The 20,162-nt window shown below is 72.2% G+C and carries 15 protein-coding genes; 10 read left to right on the top strand and 5 right to left on the bottom strand.

Annotation, left to right across the window (positions count from 1 at the left end):
- Window positions 1-88: 88 nt before the first annotated feature.
- Window positions 89-925 (top strand): class I SAM-dependent methyltransferase, encoded by an 837-nt coding sequence (locus tag ABZ937_RS15345; RefSeq protein WP_361691645.1) that lies wholly within the window; start codon window positions 89-91, stop codon window positions 923-925.
- 87 nt (window positions 926-1,012) lie between these two features.
- The gene (hrpB, locus tag ABZ937_RS15350; protein ID WP_361691378.1) at window positions 1,013-3,538 is read left to right on the top strand and encodes an ATP-dependent helicase HrpB; all 2,526 of its coding nucleotides are present in this window, start codon (window positions 1,013-1,015) and stop codon (window positions 3,536-3,538) included.
- Here hrpB and ABZ937_RS15355 read toward each other — a convergent pair.
- The 3 genes from ABZ937_RS15355 to ABZ937_RS15365 all read right to left on the bottom strand — a co-directional run bounded on the left by ABZ937_RS15355 (window position 3,528) and on the right by ABZ937_RS15365 (window position 6,641).
- Window positions 3,528-4,520 (bottom strand): DUF3068 domain-containing protein, encoded by a 993-nt coding sequence (locus ABZ937_RS15355; protein WP_361691381.1) that lies wholly within the window; start codon window positions 4,518-4,520, stop codon window positions 3,528-3,530. The genes hrpB and ABZ937_RS15355 overlap by 11 nt on opposite strands.
- Window positions 4,521-4,547: 27 nt before the next feature.
- Window positions 4,548-4,682, bottom strand: a complete 135-nt coding sequence (locus ABZ937_RS15360) for an SPW_0924 family protein (RefSeq protein ID WP_361691384.1) — start codon at window positions 4,680-4,682, stop codon at window positions 4,548-4,550.
- Between the two features lie 180 nt (window positions 4,683-4,862).
- Window positions 4,863-6,641, bottom strand: a complete 1,779-nt coding sequence (locus ABZ937_RS15365; protein ID WP_361691387.1) for a lytic transglycosylase domain-containing protein — start codon at window positions 6,639-6,641, stop codon at window positions 4,863-4,865.
- A 317-nt stretch (window positions 6,642-6,958) separates the two neighbouring features.
- On the opposite strand from ABZ937_RS15365, the gene ABZ937_RS15370 reads away from it, so the two are divergent.
- Complete coding sequence (locus ABZ937_RS15370) at window positions 6,959-7,819, top strand: DUF4184 family protein (protein WP_361691390.1); 861 nt, start codon at window positions 6,959-6,961, stop codon at window positions 7,817-7,819.
- Here the strand turns inward: ABZ937_RS15370 and ABZ937_RS15375 are convergent.
- Both ABZ937_RS15375 and polA read right to left on the bottom strand, forming a co-directional pair.
- Window positions 7,737-8,138: a hypothetical protein gene (locus ABZ937_RS15375; RefSeq protein ID WP_361691393.1), complete on the bottom strand. Its 402-nt coding sequence runs from the start codon at window positions 8,136-8,138 to the stop codon at window positions 7,737-7,739. The genes ABZ937_RS15370 and ABZ937_RS15375 overlap by 83 nt on opposite strands.
- A gap of 666 nt (window positions 8,139-8,804) precedes the next feature.
- Entirely contained in the window at window positions 8,805-11,531 is a 2,727-nt protein-coding gene (gene polA / locus ABZ937_RS15380; protein ID WP_361691396.1) for a DNA polymerase I, read from the bottom strand.
- Between the two features lie 226 nt (window positions 11,532-11,757).
- On the opposite strand from polA, the gene ABZ937_RS15385 reads away from it, so the two are divergent.
- From ABZ937_RS15385 to ABZ937_RS15415, 7 genes are all read left to right on the top strand, one after another.
- Window positions 11,758-14,070 (top strand): FdhF/YdeP family oxidoreductase, encoded by a 2,313-nt coding sequence (locus ABZ937_RS15385; RefSeq protein WP_361691399.1) that lies wholly within the window; start codon window positions 11,758-11,760, stop codon window positions 14,068-14,070.
- Window positions 14,071-14,118: 48 nt separating this feature from the next.
- Window positions 14,119-14,610: a hotdog fold thioesterase gene (locus ABZ937_RS15390; protein WP_361691402.1), complete on the top strand. Its 492-nt coding sequence runs from the start codon at window positions 14,119-14,121 to the stop codon at window positions 14,608-14,610.
- 54 nt (window positions 14,611-14,664) lie between these two features.
- The gene (locus ABZ937_RS15395; RefSeq protein ID WP_361691406.1) at window positions 14,665-15,126 is read left to right on the top strand and encodes a hypothetical protein; all 462 of its coding nucleotides are present in this window, start codon (window positions 14,665-14,667) and stop codon (window positions 15,124-15,126) included.
- Entirely contained in the window at window positions 15,123-15,758 is a 636-nt protein-coding gene (locus ABZ937_RS15400; protein ID WP_361691409.1) for a Tat pathway signal sequence domain protein, read from the top strand. Before ABZ937_RS15395 ends, ABZ937_RS15400 begins: the two co-directional genes overlap by 4 nt.
- A gap of 290 nt (window positions 15,759-16,048) precedes the next feature.
- Complete coding sequence (locus ABZ937_RS15405) at window positions 16,049-17,284, top strand: branched-chain amino acid ABC transporter substrate-binding protein (protein WP_361691412.1); 1,236 nt, start codon at window positions 16,049-16,051, stop codon at window positions 17,282-17,284.
- Between the two features lie 111 nt (window positions 17,285-17,395).
- Entirely contained in the window at window positions 17,396-18,325 is a 930-nt protein-coding gene (locus ABZ937_RS15410) for a branched-chain amino acid ABC transporter permease (RefSeq protein WP_361691415.1), read from the top strand.
- Window positions 18,326-18,330: 5 nt separating this feature from the next.
- A complete protein-coding gene (locus tag ABZ937_RS15415; RefSeq protein ID WP_361691418.1) occupies window positions 18,331-20,160 on the top strand; it encodes a branched-chain amino acid ABC transporter permease in 1,830 nt (609 codons plus the stop codon).
- The last annotated feature ends 2 nt before the right edge of the window (window positions 20,161-20,162 follow it).

Here is a 20,162-nt window from a genome sequence, read left to right on the forward strand (position 1 = left end):
GAATCGTCCCAACAGGCCACACGGCCCATGGGATTCCTTCCGTACGAACCCCCGGCGGGTTGGACGGAAGAGTACGACGAGGGAGCCGATCATCCAAGAGCCTGAAGCGCACAACCCGGCGGGGTCCGAGGATCACGAGCCGGAAGCCACCCGGCGCGACGCGGACGTCACGGAGAGCAGCCGGGCCAACCGTGGCTGGTGGGACCGCAACGCGGACGAGTACCAGATCGAGCACGGCACGTTCCTGGGCGACGACCGCTTCGTGTGGGGCCCGGAGGGTCTGGACGAGGTGGAGGCCGAGCTGCTCGGCCCGCCGGAGGAGCTGAAGGACAAGGACGTCCTGGAGATCGGCGCGGGCGCGGCGCAGTGCGCGCGCTGGCTGGCCGCGCGGGGCGCCCGTCCGGTGGCCCTGGACCTCTCGCACCGCCAGCTGCAGCACGCGCTGCGGATAGGCGGATCGTTTCCGCTGGTCTGCGCCGACGCCGGCGCGCTGCCCTTCGCGGACGGCTCCTTCGATCTGGCGTGCTCCGCGTACGGGGCGCTGCCGTTCGTGGCCGATCCGCGGCTGGTGCTGCGCGAGGTGCGCCGGGTGCTGCGGCCGGGCGGGCGGTTCGTGTTCTCGGTGACGCATCCGATCCGCTGGGCGTTCCCGGACGAGCCGGGCCCCGAGGGCCTGTCGGTGTCCGCGTCGTACTTCGACCGCACGCCCTACGTGGAGCAGGACGAGGAGGGCCGCGCGGTCTACGTCGAGCACCACAGGACGCTCGGCGACCGGGTGCGGGACATCGTGGCCTCCGGTTTCCGGCTGGTGGACCTGGTGGAGCCGGAGTGGCCGGCCTGGAACACCTCGGAGTGGGGCGGCTGGTCTCCGCTGCGCGGGAACCTGATCCCCGGCACGGCGATCTTCGTGTGCGAGCGGGACTGAAGCGCGCGGGTTCCGGTCCGGGCTTCTTTTCGCGGCCCCTCACGCGCGCGTGAGGGGCCGCTTTCGCTGTCGTACGACACTGGGGGCGTGATCCGTTACGACGCTCTGGACGCACTGCCCGTGCGGTCCGCCCTGCCCGCTCTGACCGACGCCCTGGAGGGGGACGGCACCGCCGTCCTCGTGGCGCCGCCCGGCACCGGCAAGACGACGCTGGTGCCGCTGGTGCTCGCGGGGCTGGTCGGGGGCGGTCCCGCGCGGCGGGTCGTGGTGGCCGAGCCGCGGCGGATCGCGGCGCGGGCGGCGGCCCGGCGCATGGCGTGGCTGCTGGGCGAGCAGCCGGGGCGGAGCGTCGGCTTCACGGTGCGCGGCGAGCGGAGCGTGGGGCGGCACACGCGCGTGGAGGTCGTCACGACCGGTGTCCTGCTGCAGCGGCTCCAGCGCGACCAGGAGCTGGCCGGGGTGGACGTCGTCGTCCTCGACGAGGTCCACGAGCGGCATCTGGACGCCGACACCGTCGCCGCGTTCCTGTGGGACGTCCGGGAGGCGCTGCGGCCGGAGCTGCGGCTGGTGGCCGCGTCGGCGACCACGGACGCGGCGGGGTGGGCGCGGCTGCTCGGCGGGGCGCCGGTGGTCGAGGCGGCGGGTGTGGCGTATCCGGTGGAGGAGGTGTGGGCTCCCCCGGCCCGTCCGGTACGGCCGCCGCACGGGATGCGGGTGGATCCGGCGCTGCTGGCGCACGTGGCGTCGGTGGTGCGGCGGGCGCTGGCCGAACGGGACGGGGACGTGCTGTGCTTCCTGCCCGGCGTGGGTGAGATCGCGCGCGTGGCGGGCCTGCTGGGGGATCCGGGCGACGTCGAGGTGCTCCAGGTGCACGGGCGGGCGCCGGCCGCGGTGCAGGACGCGGTGCTGACGGCCGGGCAGCGGCGCCGGGTGGTGCTGGCGACGGCGGTGGCGGAGTCGTCGCTGACCGTGCCCGGGGTGCGGGTGGTGGTCGACTCCGGGCTGGCGCGGGAGCCGCGGGTGGATCACGCGCGCGGGCTGAGCGGGCTGACGACCGTGCGGGCGTCGCGGGCGGCCGGGCGGCAGCGGGCGGGGCGGGCCGGGCGTGAGGCGCCGGGTGCGGTGTACCGGTGCTGGGCGGAGGCCGAGGACGGCCGTCTGCCGGCCTTTCCGGCGCCCGAGATCAAGGTGGCCGATCTGACCGCGTTCGCGCTTCAGGCGGCCTGCTGGGGCGATCCGGACGCCTCCGGGCTGGCGTTGCTGGACCCGCCGCCCGGTGGGGCGATGACCGCGGCGCGGGAGGTTCTGTCGGCCGTGGGGGCGGTGGATTCCGTCGGGCGGGCCACGGAGGTCGGGGCGCGGTTGGCCAGGCTGGGGGTGCACCCCCGGCTGGGGCGGGCGTTGCTGGACACGTCCGGCGAGGGGGCCTCCGTCGTCGCCCTGCTGTCGGAGGAGGTGCCGCGGGAGTACGGCGATGATCTCGCCGGTGCGTTGCGGCGGGCCCGGGGCGGGGGTGACGCCTACGCGGGGCGGTGGGCCGCGGAAGTGCGGCGGCTGCGGGCGGTCTCGACGGAGTCTTCCCACCCGTCCACCCGTGCCTTTCGGCTGCCGGGGTGCGTGGACCTCGTACCAGGCACCCACGACGACGGGCTCGCCGGGCTCGTTGCCGCCCTCGCCTTCCCCGAGCGGGTCGCCAGGCTGGACGGCGGGTCGTACCTCATGGCGTCCGGGACCCGGGCCGAGATCGCCGAGGGGTCCGCTCTGCGGGGTGCCCCCTGGATCGTCGTCGCCGTCGCCGACCGGCCCACGGGGAAGGGGCACGCGCGCGTGCGGCTCGGGGCCGCCGTGGGCGAGGACGTGGCGCGGGCCGCCGCGGGGGCGCTGCTGGAGGAGCGGGACGAGGTGCACTGGGCCGGCGGGGACGTCGTGGCCCGGCATGTCGAACGGCTCGGGGCGATCGAGCTGGCCGTACGGCCGCTGCGGGACGCCGACCCGGCCCTGGTCCGCGGCGCCCTCCTGGAAGGGCTCCGGCAGGAGGGGCTCGGGCTGCTGCGGTGGTCGCCCGACGCGGAGGTGCTGCGGCAGCGGCTGGCGTTCCTGCGTGCCCGCCTCGGGGAGCCGTGGCCGGACGTGTCGGACGCGGCGCTGCACGCGCGCGTGGACGAGTGGCTGGAGCCGGAGCTGGGCCGGGCCCGGCGGCGGGCCGACCTCGGACGGATCGACGCCGGGCAGGCGCTTGCGCGGCTGCTGCCCTGGGCGAGCGGGGAGGCCGCGCGGCTGGACGAGCTGGCGCCCGAGCGGATCACCGTGCCGAGCGGGTCCAGGATCCGGATCGACTATCAGGAGCCCGACCGGCCGGTCCTCGCGGTCAAGTTGCAGGAGATGTTCGGGCTGCGGGAGACGCCGAGTGTGGCGGGCGTGCCGCTGCTGGTGCATCTGCTGTCGCCGGCCGGGCGGCCCGCCGCCGTCACGGCCGACCTCGCCTCCTTCTGGAGGGACGGCTACCAGGGCGTGCGCGCGGAGCTGCGCGGCCGGTACCCCAAGCATCCGTGGCCCGAGGACCCGGCGACCGCGGAGCCCACGCGGCACACCAACGCGCGGCTCAGGCGCTGACCGGTTCGGGTTCCTCGGTCTGCGTGGGCGCCGGATCCTGTGGGCGGCGGGCGCGGGCCTCCAGGTAGAGGGCGAGGGCGAGGAGCAGCACGCCGAGGGTGAGGGAGCCCCAGGGGGTGTACGAGGTGAGGGCCAGCACGAGGGTGCGGTTGTGCTTGACCAGGGCGACCGTGTGGTCGACGTAGTCCTCGCGCATCTTCACGTGCCCGGAGAAGGCGGTGACCTTGGCCCGGCCGCCGAGCAGGGTGCCGCCGCGCAGTTCCTCCTGGTGGCTCTCCTCGCCGTAGACGGGTGCGCCGGTGACCGGTTCGACCCAGAACCTGCGGACGGTGGAGTACCAGCGGGTCGTGCCCGTTCCGGCGACCGACTCCGGCGTGATGCCCTGCACCGGCATGGTCTTCGGCATGGGGACCTTCGTCCACGGGACGGTCTGCTCGAAGTAGTAGACCGGCAGGCCGCGGAAGGTCCGGGTGCCCTTGTAGTGGATGGGGCTGGTGGTGCGGGTCTGCGCGTCGAAGTACTCGTAGTCCCGCTTCTGCGTCAGGAAGGGCCACTTGAACTCGATGCCCTCGCGTTTCACCGGGTCGCCGTCGACCATCTCGCCGGTGGCGTGTACGGGGTCCTGGCTGTGGGCGTCGAAGATGTAGCGTTCGGGGACCTTGGAGACCATCTTGCCGTCGGGGCCCTGGACGTAGGACAGTCCGTCCCAGACGACGACCGGCCGGCCGGCCGTTCTCTCGACCTTCTTCGCGGCCTCCACGTCGCCCTTGAGGGTCTGCACGATGGTGACCTTGGAGACCTTCCTCGCGCGCATGGTGCCGTAGTCGAGGAGGGTGGCGTCCTTGGCCTCCAGAACCATGTCCTGGTACTGGTTCGCGGGGATCCGGGCCAGGCGCGGGAAGGCGTACCAGCGCATGAGCGGGGCCAGTGCCGCGAAGAACACGGTGCAGGCGAGCAGGACCAGGCTTGCCTTGCGGCGCATTCCGGCCTCCCTCCCGGACGGGCGCGGCTACGGGTGCGGGGGCACCGTCGTCAGCAGCGGCTTGGGGGACGTCCGGCCCGACGGCGAGCCCAGCGCGCTGATCGCGAGGACCAGGGCGAGCGCGAGGGCGAGACCGGTCGCGGCGGCGATCAGAGCGCGCATGCGGGGCCTCCCGGCGGACGGTCGGTGTCCTGACTGGTTCTGACGGCTCGTCAGGTCAGGCACCGTAGCAACGGGCGGTCGAGATGAGAACAGCGGTGCACGCACGAACGAGGGCGCCCTTCCCGCCGGAGCCGGGGAGGGCGCCCTCTGAGCTGCTGTGTGTCCTGTGCGTGCTGTGCGTCAGGAGGCTGACGGGCTGGAGGTCGGGCTCGCCGGGGAGGCGGCGGCCTCGACCTTCAGCTCCACCGTGAGCGTCGCCCCGCCCGTGGTGGTGATGCGGAGCAGGAAGGTGCCGGTGGTGTCGTCCGCGTACAGCTTCGGCAGCGTGAGCAGGCCCTTGGCGTCCGTCTGGAGGCCGGTGAGGGTGCGTACGGCCTTGCCGTCGGCGTCCTTGAAGTAGGGGCCCTTGTCGTTCTCCGTGGCGTCGGTGTCGGACTTGATCAGGGTGGCGGTGGCCGCGACCTTGTCCGCGACGGCGCCCTTGTACGTCGCCTTCGCCTGGACCTGGTCGGCGAACTCGCCGCCCGGGGTGCAGGTCAGCGGGGTGTCGCTGGTGCGGGCCAGGGTGTCGGCGGCGCGCGGGGTGACGGTGGCCGTGTAGTCGACGCCCTTGACCGAGCGGCCCACGACGGTGGCGGTGACCTTGAAGTCGCCGGTCTTCTCGCCGGCCTGGAGCGCCGGGGCGAGCGCGATGCCCTTGGCGTCGGTGGCGACCGTGGCCACGGTCTCGCCGCCGGCGAAGGTGGCGTCCGTGTCGCCGGTGAGGGTGAAGCGGATCCGGATCTTGGCGACGGACTTGCCGGCCTTGGTCTCGGCGCGGACGCTGACCGGCTCGGTGAAGGCGTCGCCGGCCATCGCGGTGAGCTTGCCGGTACCCGCGCCCACCAGGTGGTCCACCAGGTCGGTCTGGGTCGGCGGAGTGGGCGGAGTCGGCGGGACGGGCGGCTTCGGCGGCTTGGGCGGCTTCGGGTTCGGCGACTCGTTCCCGCCGTTCCCGTTCTCGTTCCCGCCGTTCCCGTTCTCGTTCCCGCCGTTGTCGTGCCCGGGCTTGTGGGGCTTCGGCTTCGGCTTGGTCTCCGGCGGGTTCGAGGGGCTCGGGGAGGTGGTGCGGCCGGAGCCGCCGTCGCTGCGGTGCTCGGGCACGTCGCCGGAGCCGTCGGGGACGGAGTGGGTGCCCTTGCGGTAGTACTCCATCCAGTTCAGGACGAGGTTGAGGTACTCCTGCGAGTTGTTGTAGCTGAGGATCGCGCGGTGCAGGCCGCCCTCGGTGGACATGTCCCAGTCGTTGCGGCACAGGTAGTGGCCCGCGGCGAGCGCGGCGTCGTAGACGTTGTTGGGGTCCTTCTTGCCGTCCCCGTTGCCGTCGCGGCCGGCCCAGGCCCAGGTGGACGGGATGAACTGCATGGGGCCGACGGCCTGGTCGTAGGTGCTGTTGCCGTCGTAGGCGCCGCCGTCGGTGTCCGCGATGAGCGCGAAGCCGTTGCCGTCGAGCTGCGGGCCCAGGATCCGGTGCAGGGTGGTGCCGTCGGCATCGACCTGCCCGCCGCGGGCCTGCCCCGACTCGACGTTGCCGATGGCGGCGAGCAGTTGCCAGGGCAGGTTGCAGCCGGGCTTGGAGGAGCGCAGTGAGGCCTCGGCCTTCTTGTAGGCGTCAAGGACGGTCGCCGGGATGCCGGCCTCGCCCTCGCCCCGGGAGACGGGCGTGCCGACGCTCGACGAGGGGCTGGGGGCGGGGCTCTTGAGGGGCGGCAGGTCCGTGTAGTAGGGCGAGTTGCCGGTGGCGTTGCCGTCGGCGGACCCGTCCGGCAGGGGGTTGGAGGCACCGGCCGTCGTCTGTCTGCCGTGGTCCTCGCCGGTCGCTCCCGGAGCCTGGGACGCGGAGAGAGCCGCGACCGCCGCCGCGGCCACGGCGGTGGTCGCCGCTCCCTTGCGCAGCCGCCTGCCGAAATGCGCCGCCATAGAGTGAATCCCTCCCGTGGACGCCCGCGCGTCCGTCTCCGCCTGTCTGCCTCGCTCTGGTGTGACGGTTGACCCGGTGATCTGGTTGCCCCTGCTACGCCCTTCCATCCCTGCGACGGGTGTACGGACGCCGCGTCCTCAAGGGCGACCCAGGTGACCCTACGACAACTTGCTTTGAGCGGGCACCGGTTCGCGCCCGGATTTAACCGGTTGGCCGACTGTCGTTGCCGTGAACTCACTCGAAGGCGGTCACGCATACTGGGCGGAGCTGATCACCGGCGCCGGAGTCCGGGCCGTCGACCGCCTTGGGGGCTCTGTTGCCGTTCACGCTCAGTCATGCGGCGGCCGTGCTGCCCGCGATCCGCCGGGACGGGCGCGGGCGGGGCCGGCTGGTGCCCGCGCTGCTCGTCGCGGGCTCCTTCGCGCCCGACATGCCCTACTACGCGGCCGGTGTCCTGCCGGGCGGCATGGAGTTCGGCTCGGTCACGCACGCGTTCACCGGGGTCGTCACGGTCGACGTGCTCATCGCCTGGGCCCTCGTGGGGCTGTGGCTGCTGGTCCGGGAGCCGTTGCTTGCGCTGCTGCCGCGGGCCCGGCAGGGACGGCCGGCCGCCCTGCTGCGCTGCGGCGCGCCACGCGCGCGCGTGCGGGCCGCGTCGGTGGGGTGGTGGTACGGCTCCGCGGTGCTCGGCGCGCTCACGCATGTGGTGTGGGACGCGTTCACGCATCACGATCGGTGGGGTGTGCGGCTGGTTCCGGCCATCGGGCGGGACAGCGTGGCGGGCATGCCGCTGTTCACCTGGCTGCAGTACGGGTCGTCGGTGGCGGGTGCCGTGCTGATCGCGGTGTTCGTGGTGCGTGCTCTGCGGCGGGCGCCGGGTGGGGAGCCGGCGGGGGTGCCGGTGCTGTCCGTGCGGGACCGGTGGCGGGCGCTCGCGGTGATCGGTGGCTGTGCGCTGGCCGGGGCGGTGCAGCGGACGGCGCAGTGGTGGGAGCGGCGGGGCACGACCGTACGGCCGTGGGAGCTGGTGCCCACCCTGTGCTTCGGGGTGGGCGCCGGGATGGTCCTGGGGCTGCTGGTGTACGCCGTCGGGGTCAGGGTCCGGCGTCCGGGCGCTGGTCCCCGGGATCCCGGTGCGGTGGTCGGTGCGGACCGGGAGCGGCCCCTCGCTCGGTGAGGGGCGCGACGAAGACCGTGAGCGTGGGCCGGGGGTGCGATCTCGGGATCGCAGCGAGGGTGAGGGCGAGGTAGCCGCGGGCCAGGTCGGCCCACTGGCGCCAGTCGGGCCGGTGGGCCGGGCGGACGGTGAGCCCGCGCCGGAGATCCTTGGTGACCTTGCGGACGGTCGTGGCCAGATCGGCCGGGATGCGGGCGGTGCTTGCGTCGGCCGCGAGGGCCGGGACCGGCGTGGCGGGCACGGCCTGCGCCGAGGCGGTGTCCGCCCAGGCCCCGGTGGCTGCCTCGGGCGTCCGGTGGTGAAGCATGCGTATACCCATGCCCGCAGTGTTGCGGCTGCGAGGGGTGGGGGGCGTTTTGGCGGGGGCCACGAGAGTGACGGTCCCGCCGCGGCTCCGGTCGGCTTCTCGGTACGGGTGGGGGCCGGTCGGGGGTGCGGTGAGGTCGGCACCGCCCGGACACGCCGCGGGCGGTTGACCACCATCGCGGCGGACAAAGACCGCGCCGCCCCGCCGAAGGGGGCTCGTGCGGCCAGGGGCCGGTCGGCGTTGCGATGAGGACTGCACCGCCCGGACACGCCATGGGCGGTTGACCGCCGTCGCAGCGGAGAAAGACCGTGCGGCCCCGCCGAAGGGGCCGGGGGCCGGTCGGGGTGCAGTGAGGTCGGCACCGCCCGGACACGCCGCGGGCGGTTGACCGCCGTCGCGGCGAAGAAAAACCACGCGGCCCCGCCGAAGGGGGCTCGTGCGGCCAGGGGCCGGTCGGCGTTGCGATGGGGACTGCACCGCCCGGACCCGCCGCAGTGGGTGATCGCCGTCGCGGCGGAGAAAGACCGTGCGGCCCCGCCGAAGGGGCCGGGGGCCGGTCGGGTGGCGATGGGGGCGGCACCGCCGGGACGCGCCGTGGGCGGTTGATCGCCCTTGCCGGCGGAGGGAAAGCTGCAACGTTCCCTCCGCCGGCAACGTCCTCCGGTGGCGCTACGTCGGCTAGTGGGCCGCCGATTCCCAGTCCGGGCCCACGCCCACCGAGACGTCGAGCGGGGCCCTCAGCTGGACGGCGCCGGCCATCTCGCGGCGGACGATCTCCTCCGCGGCCGCCCGCTCGCCGGGGGCGATCTCCAGGACGATTTCGTCGTGGACCTGGAGCAGCATGCGGGACTTGAGGTCCGCCTCGCGCAGCGCGCCGTCCACCTTGAGCATGGCGATCTTGACGATGTCCGCCGCCGTGCCCTGGATGGGCGCGTTGAGGGCCATGCGCTCGGCCGCTTCGCGGCGCTGGCGGTTGTCGCTGTTGAGGTCGGGCAGGTAGCGGCGGCGGCCGAAGAGCGTCGCCGTGTAGCCCGTGGCCCGGGCCTCGTCGACCGCTCGGCGGAGGTAGTCCCGGACCCCGCCGAAGCGCTCGAAGTACGCGTCCATCAGGGCGCGGGCCTCGGCCGCCTCGATGTTCAGCTGCTGGGACAGGCCGAACGCGGACAGGCCGTAGGCGAGGCCGTACGACATCGCCTTGATCTTGCGGCGCATCTCCGCGTCCACCGCGCCGGGCTCGACACCGAAGACCTGGGAGGCGGCCGTGGTGTGCAGGTCCTCGCCGGAGGTGAACGCCTGGATCAGGCTCTCGTCCTCGGAGAGGTGGGCCATCACGCGCAGCTCGATCTGGCTGTAGTCCGCGGTCATCAGGGACTCGAAGCCCTCGCCGACCACGAAGCCGCGGCGGATCGCCCGGCCCTCGTCCGTACGGACGGGGATGTTCTGCAGGTTCGGGTCCGTGGAGGACAGGCGTCCGGTCGCGGCCACCGTCTGGTTGAACGTGGTGTGGATACGGCCGTCGCCCGCGACGGTCTTGATCAGGCCCTCGACGGTGACCCGCAGCTTCGCCTGCTCGCGGTGCCGGAGCATGATCACCGGCAGTTCGTTGTCGGTCTGGGTGGCGAGCCAGGCGAGGGCGTCGGCGTCGGTGGTGTAGCCGGTCTTGGTCTTCTTCGTCTTCGGCAGGGCCAGCTCGCCGAAGAGGACCTCCTGGAGCTGCTTGGGCGAGCCCAGGTTGAACTCGTGCCCGGCCGCCGCGTGCGCCTCCTTCACGGCCTGCTGCACAGCGCCCGCGAACATCTGCTCCATCGCTTCGAGGTGCGCGCGGTCGGCCGCGATGCCGTGGCGCTCCATGCGGGCGAGCAGCGCGGAGGTGGGCAGCTCCATGTCGCGGAGCAGGTCGGCGGCGCCCACCTCCTCAAGGCGGCTCTCGAAGGCCGTGCCGAGGTCCAGGACGGCGCGGGCCTGGATCATCAGGGCCTCGGCCTCGGCGCCGTCGTCCGCGCCGAAGGCCAGCTGGCCGTCGGCCGCGGCGGCCGGGGCCAGCTCGCGGTGCAGGTACTCCAGGGACAGCGCGTCCAGGTCGAAGGAGCGGCGGCCCGGCTTGACCAGGTAGGCGGCGAGCGCGGTGTCCATGGTCACGCCCTCGACGCGCCAGCCGTGCTCGGCGAAGACGCGCATGGCGCCCTTGGCGTTGTGGAGCACCTTGGGGCGGTCCGCGTCGGCCAGCCAGGCCGCGAAGGCGTTCTCGTCGGCCTCGTCCAGCTCGGAGGGGTCGAACCAGGCCGCCGCTCCCCCGGCCGCGGCGAGCGCGACCTCGGCGACCGAGCCGGTGCCCAGCGCCCAGGTGTCGACGGTGGCGACGCCCAGCGGCCCGGTGCCGTGCCCGGCGAGCCAGGGGGCCAGCTCGCCGGTGCGCAGGATCGTGCCGTCGATCTCCACGCCGCCGGCGGCGGCCGGGGCGGGCTCCGCCTCCTCCGTGCCGGGGTCGACGGCGAAGAGGCGCTCGCGCAGGGACGGGTTGCGGATCTCCAGGGTGTCCAGGACCATCGCGACGGCCTTGCGGTCGTACGGGGCCCGCTCCAGGTCGGTGACCGTCCTCGGCAGCTCGACCTGGCGCTCCAGCTCGGTGAGGACGCGGTTGAGCTTGACGGACTCCAGGTGGTCGCGGAGGTTCTGGCCGGCCTTGCCCTTGACCTCGTCGACCCGCTCGACCAGCTCGGCGAACGAGCCGAACTGGTTGATCCACTTCGCGGCGGTCTTCTCGCCGACGCCGGGGATGCCGGGCAGGTTGTCGGACGGGTCGCCGCGCAGGGCCGCGAAGTCCGGGTACTGGGCGGGCGTCAGTCCGTACTTCTCGAGAACCTTCTCCGGGGTGAACCGGGTCAGCTCCGAGACGCCCTTCGTCGGGTAGAGCACGGTGGTGTGCTCGGTGACCAGCTGGAAGGAGTCACGGTCGCCGGTGACGATCAGCACCTCGAAGCCCTCGGCCTCGGCCTGGGTGGCGAGGGTGGCGATGACGTCGTCCGCCTCGAAGCCCTCCACGGCGAAGCGCGGTGCGTGCATCGCGTCGAGCAGCTCGCCGATCAGCTCGACCTGGCCCTTGAACTCGTCCGGGGTCTTGGAGCGGTTCGCCTTGTACTCGGTGAACCGCTCGGAGCGCCAGGTCTTGCGGGAGACGTCGAAGGCCACCGCGAAGTGCGTGGGCGCCTCGTCACGCAGGGTGTTGGCCAGCATCGACGCGAAGCCGTAGATCGCGTTCGTCGGCTGGCCGGTCGCGGTCGTGAAGTTCTCCGCGGGCAGCGCGAAGAACGCGCGGTAGGCCAGCGAGTGCCCGTCCATGAGCATCAGCCGGGGACGGGTGCCGCCGGGGGTCTTGTCGGTCTGCTTCGATGCTGTCTCTGCCACGCCCCCGATCCTGCCACGCCGCACTGACAGTCCGGGCGGCATGCCGGTGACAGGGCACCGAGGGTGGCCGGACCGTTACCCGGTGCGCTGCCGCTGTCGCGGGAGAGCGGTGCAGAAGGGAGAGGAAGGGAGAGGAAGGGAGAGGGGAAGGGGGCGGCACCGTTGTCAGTCGCTCGTGGGAGGATCGGCACCGTACTTCTCACACGCAGTCGAAGGGGACCGTGCGATGGCGACGAAGCCGCCCAAGGGTGATCCGGTTCAGGACGCGCCGCAGGTCACGGAGCCGAAGCACGCGGCGGCGGGGCTCCCGGCCATCGGGCACACGCTGCGCATCGCCCAGCAGCAGATGGGTGTGAAGCGCACCGCGCTGACGCTGCTGCGCGTGAACCAGAAGGACGGGTTCGACTGCCCGGGCTGCGCCTGGCCGGAGCCGGACCACCGGCACGCGGCGGAGTTCTGCGAGAACGGCGCGAAGGCGGTGGCCGAGGAGGCCACCCTGCGCCGGGTCACGCCGGAGTTCTTCGCCGCGCACTCCGTGGCGGACCTGTCCGGCCGCAGCGGCTACTGGCTGGGGCAGCAGGGCCGGCTCACGCACCCCATGTACCTCCCCGAGGGCGGCACGCACTACGAGCCGGTCTCCTGGGAGCGGGCCTTCGGGATCGTCGCCGAGGAGATCGCCGCCCTCGGCTCCCCGGACGAGGCCGTCTTCTACACCTCGGGCCGCACCAGCAACGAGGCCGCGTTCCTGTACCAGCTGTTCGCGCGCGAGCTGGGCACGAACAACCTGCCGGACTGCTCGAACATGTGCCACGAGTCGTCCGGGTCGGCGCTCAACGAGACCATCGGCATCGGTAAGGGCAGCGTCCTGCTGGAGGACCTGTACCAGGCGGACCTGATCATCGTCGCGGGCCAGAACCCGGGCACGAACCATCCGCGCATGCTCTCCGCGCTGGAGAAGGCGAAGGCGAACGGCGCGAAGGTCATCAGCGTCAACCCGCTGCCCGAGGCGGGCCTGGAGCGCTTCAAGAACCCGCAGACCCCGCAGGGCCTCCTCAGGGGCGCCGCCCTCACCGACCTGTTCCTGCAGATCCGCATCGGCGGCGACCAGGCCCTCTTCCGGCTCCTGAACAAGCTGGTCCTCGAGACCGAGGGCGCGGTCGACGAGGAGTTCGTCCGCGAACACACGCACGGCTTCGAGGAGTTCGCCGAGGCCGCCCGCGCCGCCGACTGGGATCAGACGCTCGCCGCCACCGGGCTCACCCGGAAGGAGATCGAGGACGCCCTCGGCATGGTCCTCGCCTCGAAGCGGACCATCGTCTGCTGGGCGATGGGCCTCACCCAGCACAAGCACGCCGTCCCGACCATCCGCGAGGTGGTCAACTTCCTGCTGCTGCGCGGCAACATCGGCCGCCCGGGGGCGGGCGTGTGCCCGGTGCGCGGGCACAGCAACGTCCAGGGCGACCGCACCATGGGCATCTTCGAGCGGCCCGCCCCGGCCTTCCTGGACGCCCTGGAGAAGGAGTTCGGGTTCGCTCCGCCCCGGGAGCACGGCTTCGACGTCGTCCGGGCCATCCGCGCGCTGCGCGACGGCGAGGCGAAGGTCTTCTTCGCCATGGGCGGCAACTTCGTCTCCGCCTCGCCCGACACCGAGGTCACCGAGGCGGCGATGCGCCGCGCGCGGCTGACCGTGCACGTGTCGACCAAGCTGAACCGCTCGCACGTGGTCACCGGCGCGCGGGCGCTGATCCTGCCGACGCTGGGCCGGACCGAGCGCGATCTCCAGGACAGCGGCGAGCAGTTCGTGACGGTCGAGGACTCCATGGGCATGGTGCACGCCTCGCGCGGGCGCCTGAGGCCCGCCGGTCCGCAGCTGAAGTCCGAGCCGGCGATCGTCTGCGGTCTCGCGCGCCGGGTGCTCGGCGAGCGCAGCGTGGTGCCGTGGGAGGAGTTCGAGAAGGACTACGCGACCATCCGGGACCGCATCGCGCGCGTGATCCCCGGTTTCGAGGACTTCAACGCGCGCGTGGCCCGGCCCGGCGGCTTCGCGCTGCCGCACGCACCGCGCGACGAGCGCCGCTTCCCGACCGCCACGGGCAAGGCGAACTTCACGGCGGCGCCGGTGGAGTACCCGAGGCTGCCCGAGGGCCGGCTGCTGCTGCAGACCCTGCGCTCGCACGACCAGTACAACACCACGATCTACGGGCTGGACGACCGTTACCGGGGCATCTCGGGCGGGCGGCGGGTGGTGCTGGTGCATCCCGAGGACGCGCGCTCGCTCGGGGTCGCCGAGGGGGCGTACGTCGACCTGGTGAGCGAGTGGCAGGACGGGGTGGAGCGGCGGGCGCCCGGTTTCCGGGTCGTGCTGTACCCGACGGCCCGGGGGTGCGCGGCGGCGTACTACCCCGAGACGAACGTCCTGGTGCCGCTGGACGCCACCGCCGACACCAGCAACACCCCGGCCAGCAAGTCCGTCGTCGTACGTCTCGAAGGCCGCACCGGGGACGCGGTGGGCCGTCTGGAACAATCGGCGACCGACTGAGCGTTTGCTCAGTGCGCAGACAGGCGGACGACGAACGGAGCCCGGCCCATGGGTGAGCAGCAGCAAGTGAAGTTCCCGCAGGCGGTCATCGACGAGTACGCGGCGCTCGGTGTGGACCTGCCCGCCCTGTTCTCGGCCGGCCATCTGGGCACGCGCATGGGGGTGCAGATCCTGGAGGCCTCGGCGGAGAAGGTCGTCGGGACGATGCCGGTGGAGGGCAACACCCAGCCGTACGGCCTGCTGCACGGCGGCGCCTCCGCGGTGCTGGCGGAGACCCTGGGCTCGGTCGGTTCCATGCTGCACGGCGGCAGCTCGAAGATCGCGGTCGGCGTGGACCTGAACTGCACGCACCACCGCGGGGTCCGCTCGGGCCTGGTGACGGGCGTGGCCACGCCGGTGCACCGGGGCCGGTCGACGGCGACGTACGAGATCGTGATCAGCGACGAGGAGGGCCGCCGGGTCTGCAGCGCCCGGCTGACCTGCCTGCTGCGGGACGTACGGCCGGGCGACGGGGTGCCCGCGGAGTCCGCCGGAAGCTGAGCCCGGCTCCGCCGGAGCGTTGCCCCTCGCCGTCCCTGCCCTTAGCTTCGGCACATGGGACGGCGAGGAGGCCCCCCGCCGGGGGTGAGGTTCCTGGTGCTCGGGCTGGCGTTGCCGGCCGTACTGTGCGCGTCGGGCTGCGACCGGCCCGGCCGCCCCCCGGACTCCGCGCACGCCTCCGCCGCCCCCGCGCCCGCCCCGACGTCCGCCTCGCAGGCCTCCACGGCCTCCCCCTCGCGGGCCTCCGCGTCCCCCGCCTCCGATGCCGGCCTGTGCGCCAGGATCGTCATCCACTGGGCCCGCGAGGTGCTCGGCGGCGACACGTACGGGGACTACCAGTCGATGGGTCTGTCCCATGGGCAGTACCAGATCCTGATGGACGTCGTCGACGCCGGACGGGCCGCCGGACGACGCCAAGGGGCCGATGCCGCCGATGCTTTGATGGCGCGTCAGGCACGCCGGGCCTGCGCCGAGCGCTATCGGCACGGGACCCCGAGCGGAGGTCCCTGGACATGAGCGGCATCGGCCCGCTGGAGCCGGGCGACGGCACGCGCGCGTGGGACGGCCGGCAGCCGGAGGACCCGCGCCCGGCCCGAGGAACGCGCGCGACCCTGGCCGCCTGGTACGCCCGCCACCGGCGGATCACCTTCGCCGCGCTCGCCGCGATCGCCCTCCTGGGAGGCGGCGGCTATCTCTACGCGAGCCGGCCGCAGCAGCCGCCCCCGCGCGCCGCGCATCCCCGCCCGCAGACGCCGTACCCCGTCCAGGTGGTGGACGTGACCTATCTCGACGGCCGGACCCCGCCGGCGGGCGCCCCGCCGCGCAGCTTCAGCTTCACGGTCCTACTGAGCGTGACGTCCGGGCCGCCGGTCACGGTGACCCGTGTGACGCAGCCGTACGCGGGGCTGTCACTGACCACGGAACCGTCAATTCCGTTCCAGACAAAGGCTGGTTCCGCCCGCAAGATCACCATCACGATGCGCGTCACGAAATGTGGAAAAGCGCCCAGGAACGCCAGCCTCCCTTTCCTGGACGTAACTCTGCGTAATACGCGCGCAATACAGACGCAGAGCTTCATCCCGGGCCCGCGCTACGCCCAGGACCTCTCCCACGCCCTGGAGGTAGCCTGCAGCAACAGTTCCGGGTAATCACCAAAACAGCCGAGACACCTGGATGGATCACGGCCCGTCCTGCGGATTCTCAGAATGCGGACGGCGCGAATCCACCTGAATTCCTCCTTCCCGCCCACGGTGTACCGCTCTGTATTACGGCGTGTCATAACAAGAGAGTCACAGCCTCGCTCAGACACTCCTCCACGTTCCCCACACACGCTTAGAGTCACGGCCAGTCACCGCGCCTTCGGATTGTCCAATTCAGCGCGGCGCGCGACTCGGCCGCTTCCATGGGGATGCGGTTGTGCCTGGGGAAAGGACTGATCGTGCGTCAACGTTCGCTTATCGCCATCACCGCCGCGCTGGCGGCGGGAGCGCTCACCCTCACCGCCTGCGGCTCGCGCGACAGCGGCGACAAGAAGGGCTCGGACTCCGGCAACGGCGGCACCACCGTCGTCATCGGCGTCGACGCCCCTCTGACCGGCGACCTGTCCGCCATGGGCCTCGGTATCAAGAACTCGGCGGACCTGGCCGCCAAGAACGCCAACAAGCAGAACTTCGTCAAGGGCGTCACCTTCAAGGTCGAGTCCCTCGACGACCAGGCCCAGCCGTCCGCGGGCCAGCAGAACGCCTCCAAGTTCGTCTCGGAGCCGGAGGTTCTCGGTGTCGTCGGCCCGCTGAACTCCTCGGTCGCCGAGTCGATGCAGAAGGTCTTCGACGACGCCAAGCTGGTCGAGGTCTCCCCGGCCAACACCGGCCCCGCCCTCACCCAGGGCCCGGACTGGCAGACCAAGAAGGTCCGCGGGTACAAGTCGTACTTCCGCACGGCGACCACGGACGCCATCCAGGGCCCGTTCGCCGCCCAGTACGTCTACAACACCGCCAAGAAGAAGAAGGTCTTCGTCATCGACGACAAGAAGACCTACGGCTCCGGCCTCGCCGCCACCTTCACCGCGGAGTACAAGAAGCTCGGCGGCAAGGTGGTCGGCACCGAGCACATCAACCCCGACGCCAAGGACTTCTCCGCGGTCGCCACCAAGGTGAAGAACTCCGGTGCCGAGGTCGTCTACTACGGCGGTGAGTACCCGCAGGCCGGCCCGCTCAGCAAGCAGATCAAGGCCGCCGGCGCCAAGATCCCGCTGGTCGGCGGCGACGGCATCAAGGACGACACCTTCATGAAGCTGGCCGGCTCCGAGGCCACGGGCGACCTCGCCACCTCCGTCGGCGCCCCGGTCGAGGACCTGCCCTCCGCCAAGCAGTTCGTCGCCGACTACAAGGCGGCCGGCTACAAGGAGGAGTACTCCGCCTACGGCGGCTACGCCTACGACTCCGCCTGGGCGGTCATCGAGGCCGTGAAGAAGGTCGTCGACGGCAACGGCGGCAAGCTCCCCGACGACGCCCGCGCCAAGATCACCGAGGCCATGCAGGGTGTGTCCTTCGACGGTGTGACCGGCAAGGTCTCCTTCGACGAGTTCGGTGACGCCACCAACAAGCAGCTCACCGTGTACGCCGTGAAGAACGGTGCCTGGGTGCCCGTCAAGTCCGGTACCTACACCGGCTGATCCACGCCCGATCCACTCAAGAGCCGCGCGGGGCGCTGTTCCACTGGCGCCCCGCGCGGACTCGCATCCGGCCACATCCCTCGCACTTTCCGAACGCTCGGAGGACATGCGGTGAACGAACTGCCGCAGCAGCTGGTCAACGGCCTGCTACTAGGATCCATGTACGGGCTGGTCGCCATCGGCTACACGATGGTCTATGGCATTGTCCAGCTCATCAACTTCGCCCACGGCGAGATATTCATGACGGGAGCGTTCGGCGCGCTCACCGTCTGGCTCTGGCTTCCCGGCGGCACCAGCATGTGGCTCGCGCTGCCGCTGATGATCGTCGGCGCCGTGATCGTCGCGGTCGCCATCGCCGTCGGGGCGGAACGGTTCGCCTACCGACCCCTCCGCAACGCCCCACGCCTCGCCCCCCTGATCACCGCCATCGGCCTCTCCCTCGCGCTGCAGCAGGCGGTGTGGGCCTGGTACCCGGAGGCGAAGTCGGCGCGCACCTTCCCGCAGATCTCCGGCGGCCCGTTCGAGATCGGCAGCGTCACCATCCAGACCGGTGACATCTTCCTGGTGGTCGCGGCCCCCATCAGCATGGCCGTCCTCGCCTACTTCGTGATGAAGACCCGCACCGGCCGCGGTATGCAGGCCACCGCCCAGGACCCGGACACCGCCAAGCTGATGGGCGTCAACACCGACCGCATCATCGTGATCGCGTTCGCGCTCGGCGCCGCGTTCGCCGCGGTCGGAGCCGTCGCCTACGGCCTGAAGTACGGCGAGATCAACTTCCGCATGGGCTTCATCCTCGGTCTGAAGGCCTTCACCGCGGCCGTCCTCGGCGGCATCGGCAACATCTACGGCGCCATGATCGGCGGCGTGGTCCTCGGCGTGGCCGAGACCCTGGCCACCGCCTACATCGCCGACATCCCGGGCATGGACAAGTTCGGCAGCCAGTCCTGGGCCGACGTCTGGGCCTTCGTACTCCTCATCCTCGTACTGCTGTTCAGGCCGCAGGGCCTGCTCGGCGAGCGCGTCGCGGACAGGGCGTGAGACCGATGACCACACAGACCACCGCACCCGACACTCCCGGCGCCCGCAAGGCCGAGGCCCCGTCCGGCCTGCTGCCCCTGCCGGAGAAGGCCGCCCGCGCCCTCGCCCTCGGCGGCAGCGCGCTGACGATCGTCTCCACCTTCCTCGCCTGGACATGGACCTCCGAGTTCCCCGGCGACCTCACCGTCTACGGCTACCCGGGCGGACTGCAGGTCCTCGTCCTCATCGGCGCGATCCTCGCCACCCTCTTCGCCGTGGCCTCCTACGGTGTCCGCGGCCTCGGCTGGCTGGTGCCCGCCGGCCCCGACGCGGCCCTGCGGTTCGCCACCCTGGCCACCTTCGCCACCAGTTGGTACACGGTCATCGCGATCAGCGCCGACCTCGGCGGAGTCGTCAACCTCGAACCGGGCGGCTTCCTGGTCGCCGTCAGCAGCCTCGCCGCCCTCGCCGGCGCACTCGCCCTGCCCTTCCAGCGGCCCGAGCCCGACCCGGCCGACCCGGACGACACCGGCTGGGAGAAGTTCAAGCAGAGCGCCGCGCACAAGTGGGAGATCACCAAGGCGGTCTTCGCCGCCCCCGGTTCGCCGCGGCCCGTGGCCGCCCTGCCGTCGTACGCCGAGATCCTGATCATCGTCGCGGTCCTCGCGCTCGGCCTGGTCGTCTTCACCTACGGCATCGGCACCGAGTACGACGAGCTGTTCATCGGCTTCCTGATCACCGCCGGCTTCGGCTTCGCCGCTCTCAACAAGTCCGGCCTGATCGCCCACGCCTCGCAGATCACCTCCCGGCACCAGAACATCACCATCTGCGGCGCCTTCGTCGCGGCGGCGCTGTTCCCCTTCACCCAGACCAACGACCAGTACGCGACCCTCGGCGTCTACATCCTGATCTTCGCCACCGTCGCCCTCGGCCTGAACATCGTCGTCGGCCTCGCGGGCCTCCTCGACCTCGGTTACGTCGCCTTCCTCGGCGTCGGCGCCTACGCGGCGGCCCTGGTCTCCGGCTCCCCCAGCTCGCCGTTCGACGTCCACTTCCCGTTCTGGGCCGCGGTCCTGGTCGGCGCGGCCGCCTCCCTGGTCTTCGGTGTGCTGATCGGCGCCCCGACGCTCCGGCTGCGCGGCGACTACCTCGCCATCGTCACCCTCGGCTTCGGTGAGATCTTCCGCATCACGGCGAACAACCTCGACGGCACCTCCGGACCCGACATCACCAACGGCTCGAACGGTGTCTCCTCGATCCCGAACCTCGACGTCCTCGGCTTCGACTTCGGCGCCCAGCACGACATGGGCGGCTTCACCATCGGCCGGTTCGCCAACTACTTCTTCCTGATGCTGCTCATCACCGCGGTCGTGGTGCTGGTGTTCCGCCGCAGCGGCAACTCCCGTATCGGGCGCGCCTGGGTGGCCATCCGCGAGGACGAGACCGCCGCGCTCGCCATGGGCATCAACGGCTTCCGGGTCAAGCTCATCGCCTTCGCCGTCGGCGCCTCGCTCGCCGGTCTCGCGGGCACGGTCCAGGCCCACGTCACCTACACGGTGACGCCCGAGCAGTACCTGTTCGCCGGACCCATCCCGCCCAACTCGGCCTTCCTGCTCGCCGCGGTCGTCCTCGGCGGCATGGGCACCATCAGCGGTCCGCTGATCGGCGCGGCCCTGCTCTTCCTGATCCCGAACAAGCTCCAGTTCCTGGGCAACTACCAGCTCTTCGCCTTCGGTCTCGCGCTCATCCTGCTGATGCGGTTCCGCCCCGAGGGCCTCATCCCGAACCGGCGCCGCCAGCTCGAATTCCACGAAGAGGCGGAAGCACCCACCCTCCTGACGAAGGCGGGGGCCTGACC

The organism is Streptomyces sp. NPDC046727, from assembly GCF_040645635.1.
Classification (GTDB): domain Bacteria; phylum Actinomycetota; class Actinomycetes; order Streptomycetales; family Streptomycetaceae; genus Streptomyces.

Coding starts and splice junctions, on each gene's coding strand:
- ABZ937_RS15360 (WP_361691384.1), bottom strand. CDS start 4,682: ATGCGCGCTCTGATCGCCGCCGCGACCGGTCTCGCCCTCGCGCTCGCC.
- ABZ937_RS15395 (WP_361691406.1), top strand. CDS start 14,665: ATGGGACGGCGAGGAGGCCCCCCGCCGGGGGTGAGGTTCCTGGTGCTC.
- ABZ937_RS15385 (WP_361691399.1), top strand. CDS start 11,758: ATGGCGACGAAGCCGCCCAAGGGTGATCCGGTTCAGGACGCGCCGCAG.
- ABZ937_RS15400 (WP_361691409.1), top strand. CDS start 15,123: ATGAGCGGCATCGGCCCGCTGGAGCCGGGCGACGGCACGCGCGCGTGG.
- ABZ937_RS15365 (WP_361691387.1), bottom strand. CDS start 6,641: ATGGCGGCGCATTTCGGCAGGCGGCTGCGCAAGGGAGCGGCGACCACC.
- ABZ937_RS15415 (WP_361691418.1), top strand. CDS start 18,331: ATGACCACACAGACCACCGCACCCGACACTCCCGGCGCCCGCAAGGCC.
- ABZ937_RS15375 (WP_361691393.1), bottom strand. CDS start 8,138: ATGGGTATACGCATGCTTCACCACCGGACGCCCGAGGCAGCCACCGGG.
- ABZ937_RS15390 (WP_361691402.1), top strand. CDS start 14,119: ATGGGTGAGCAGCAGCAAGTGAAGTTCCCGCAGGCGGTCATCGACGAG.
- ABZ937_RS15355 (WP_361691381.1), bottom strand. CDS start 4,520: ATGCGCCGCAAGGCAAGCCTGGTCCTGCTCGCCTGCACCGTGTTCTTC.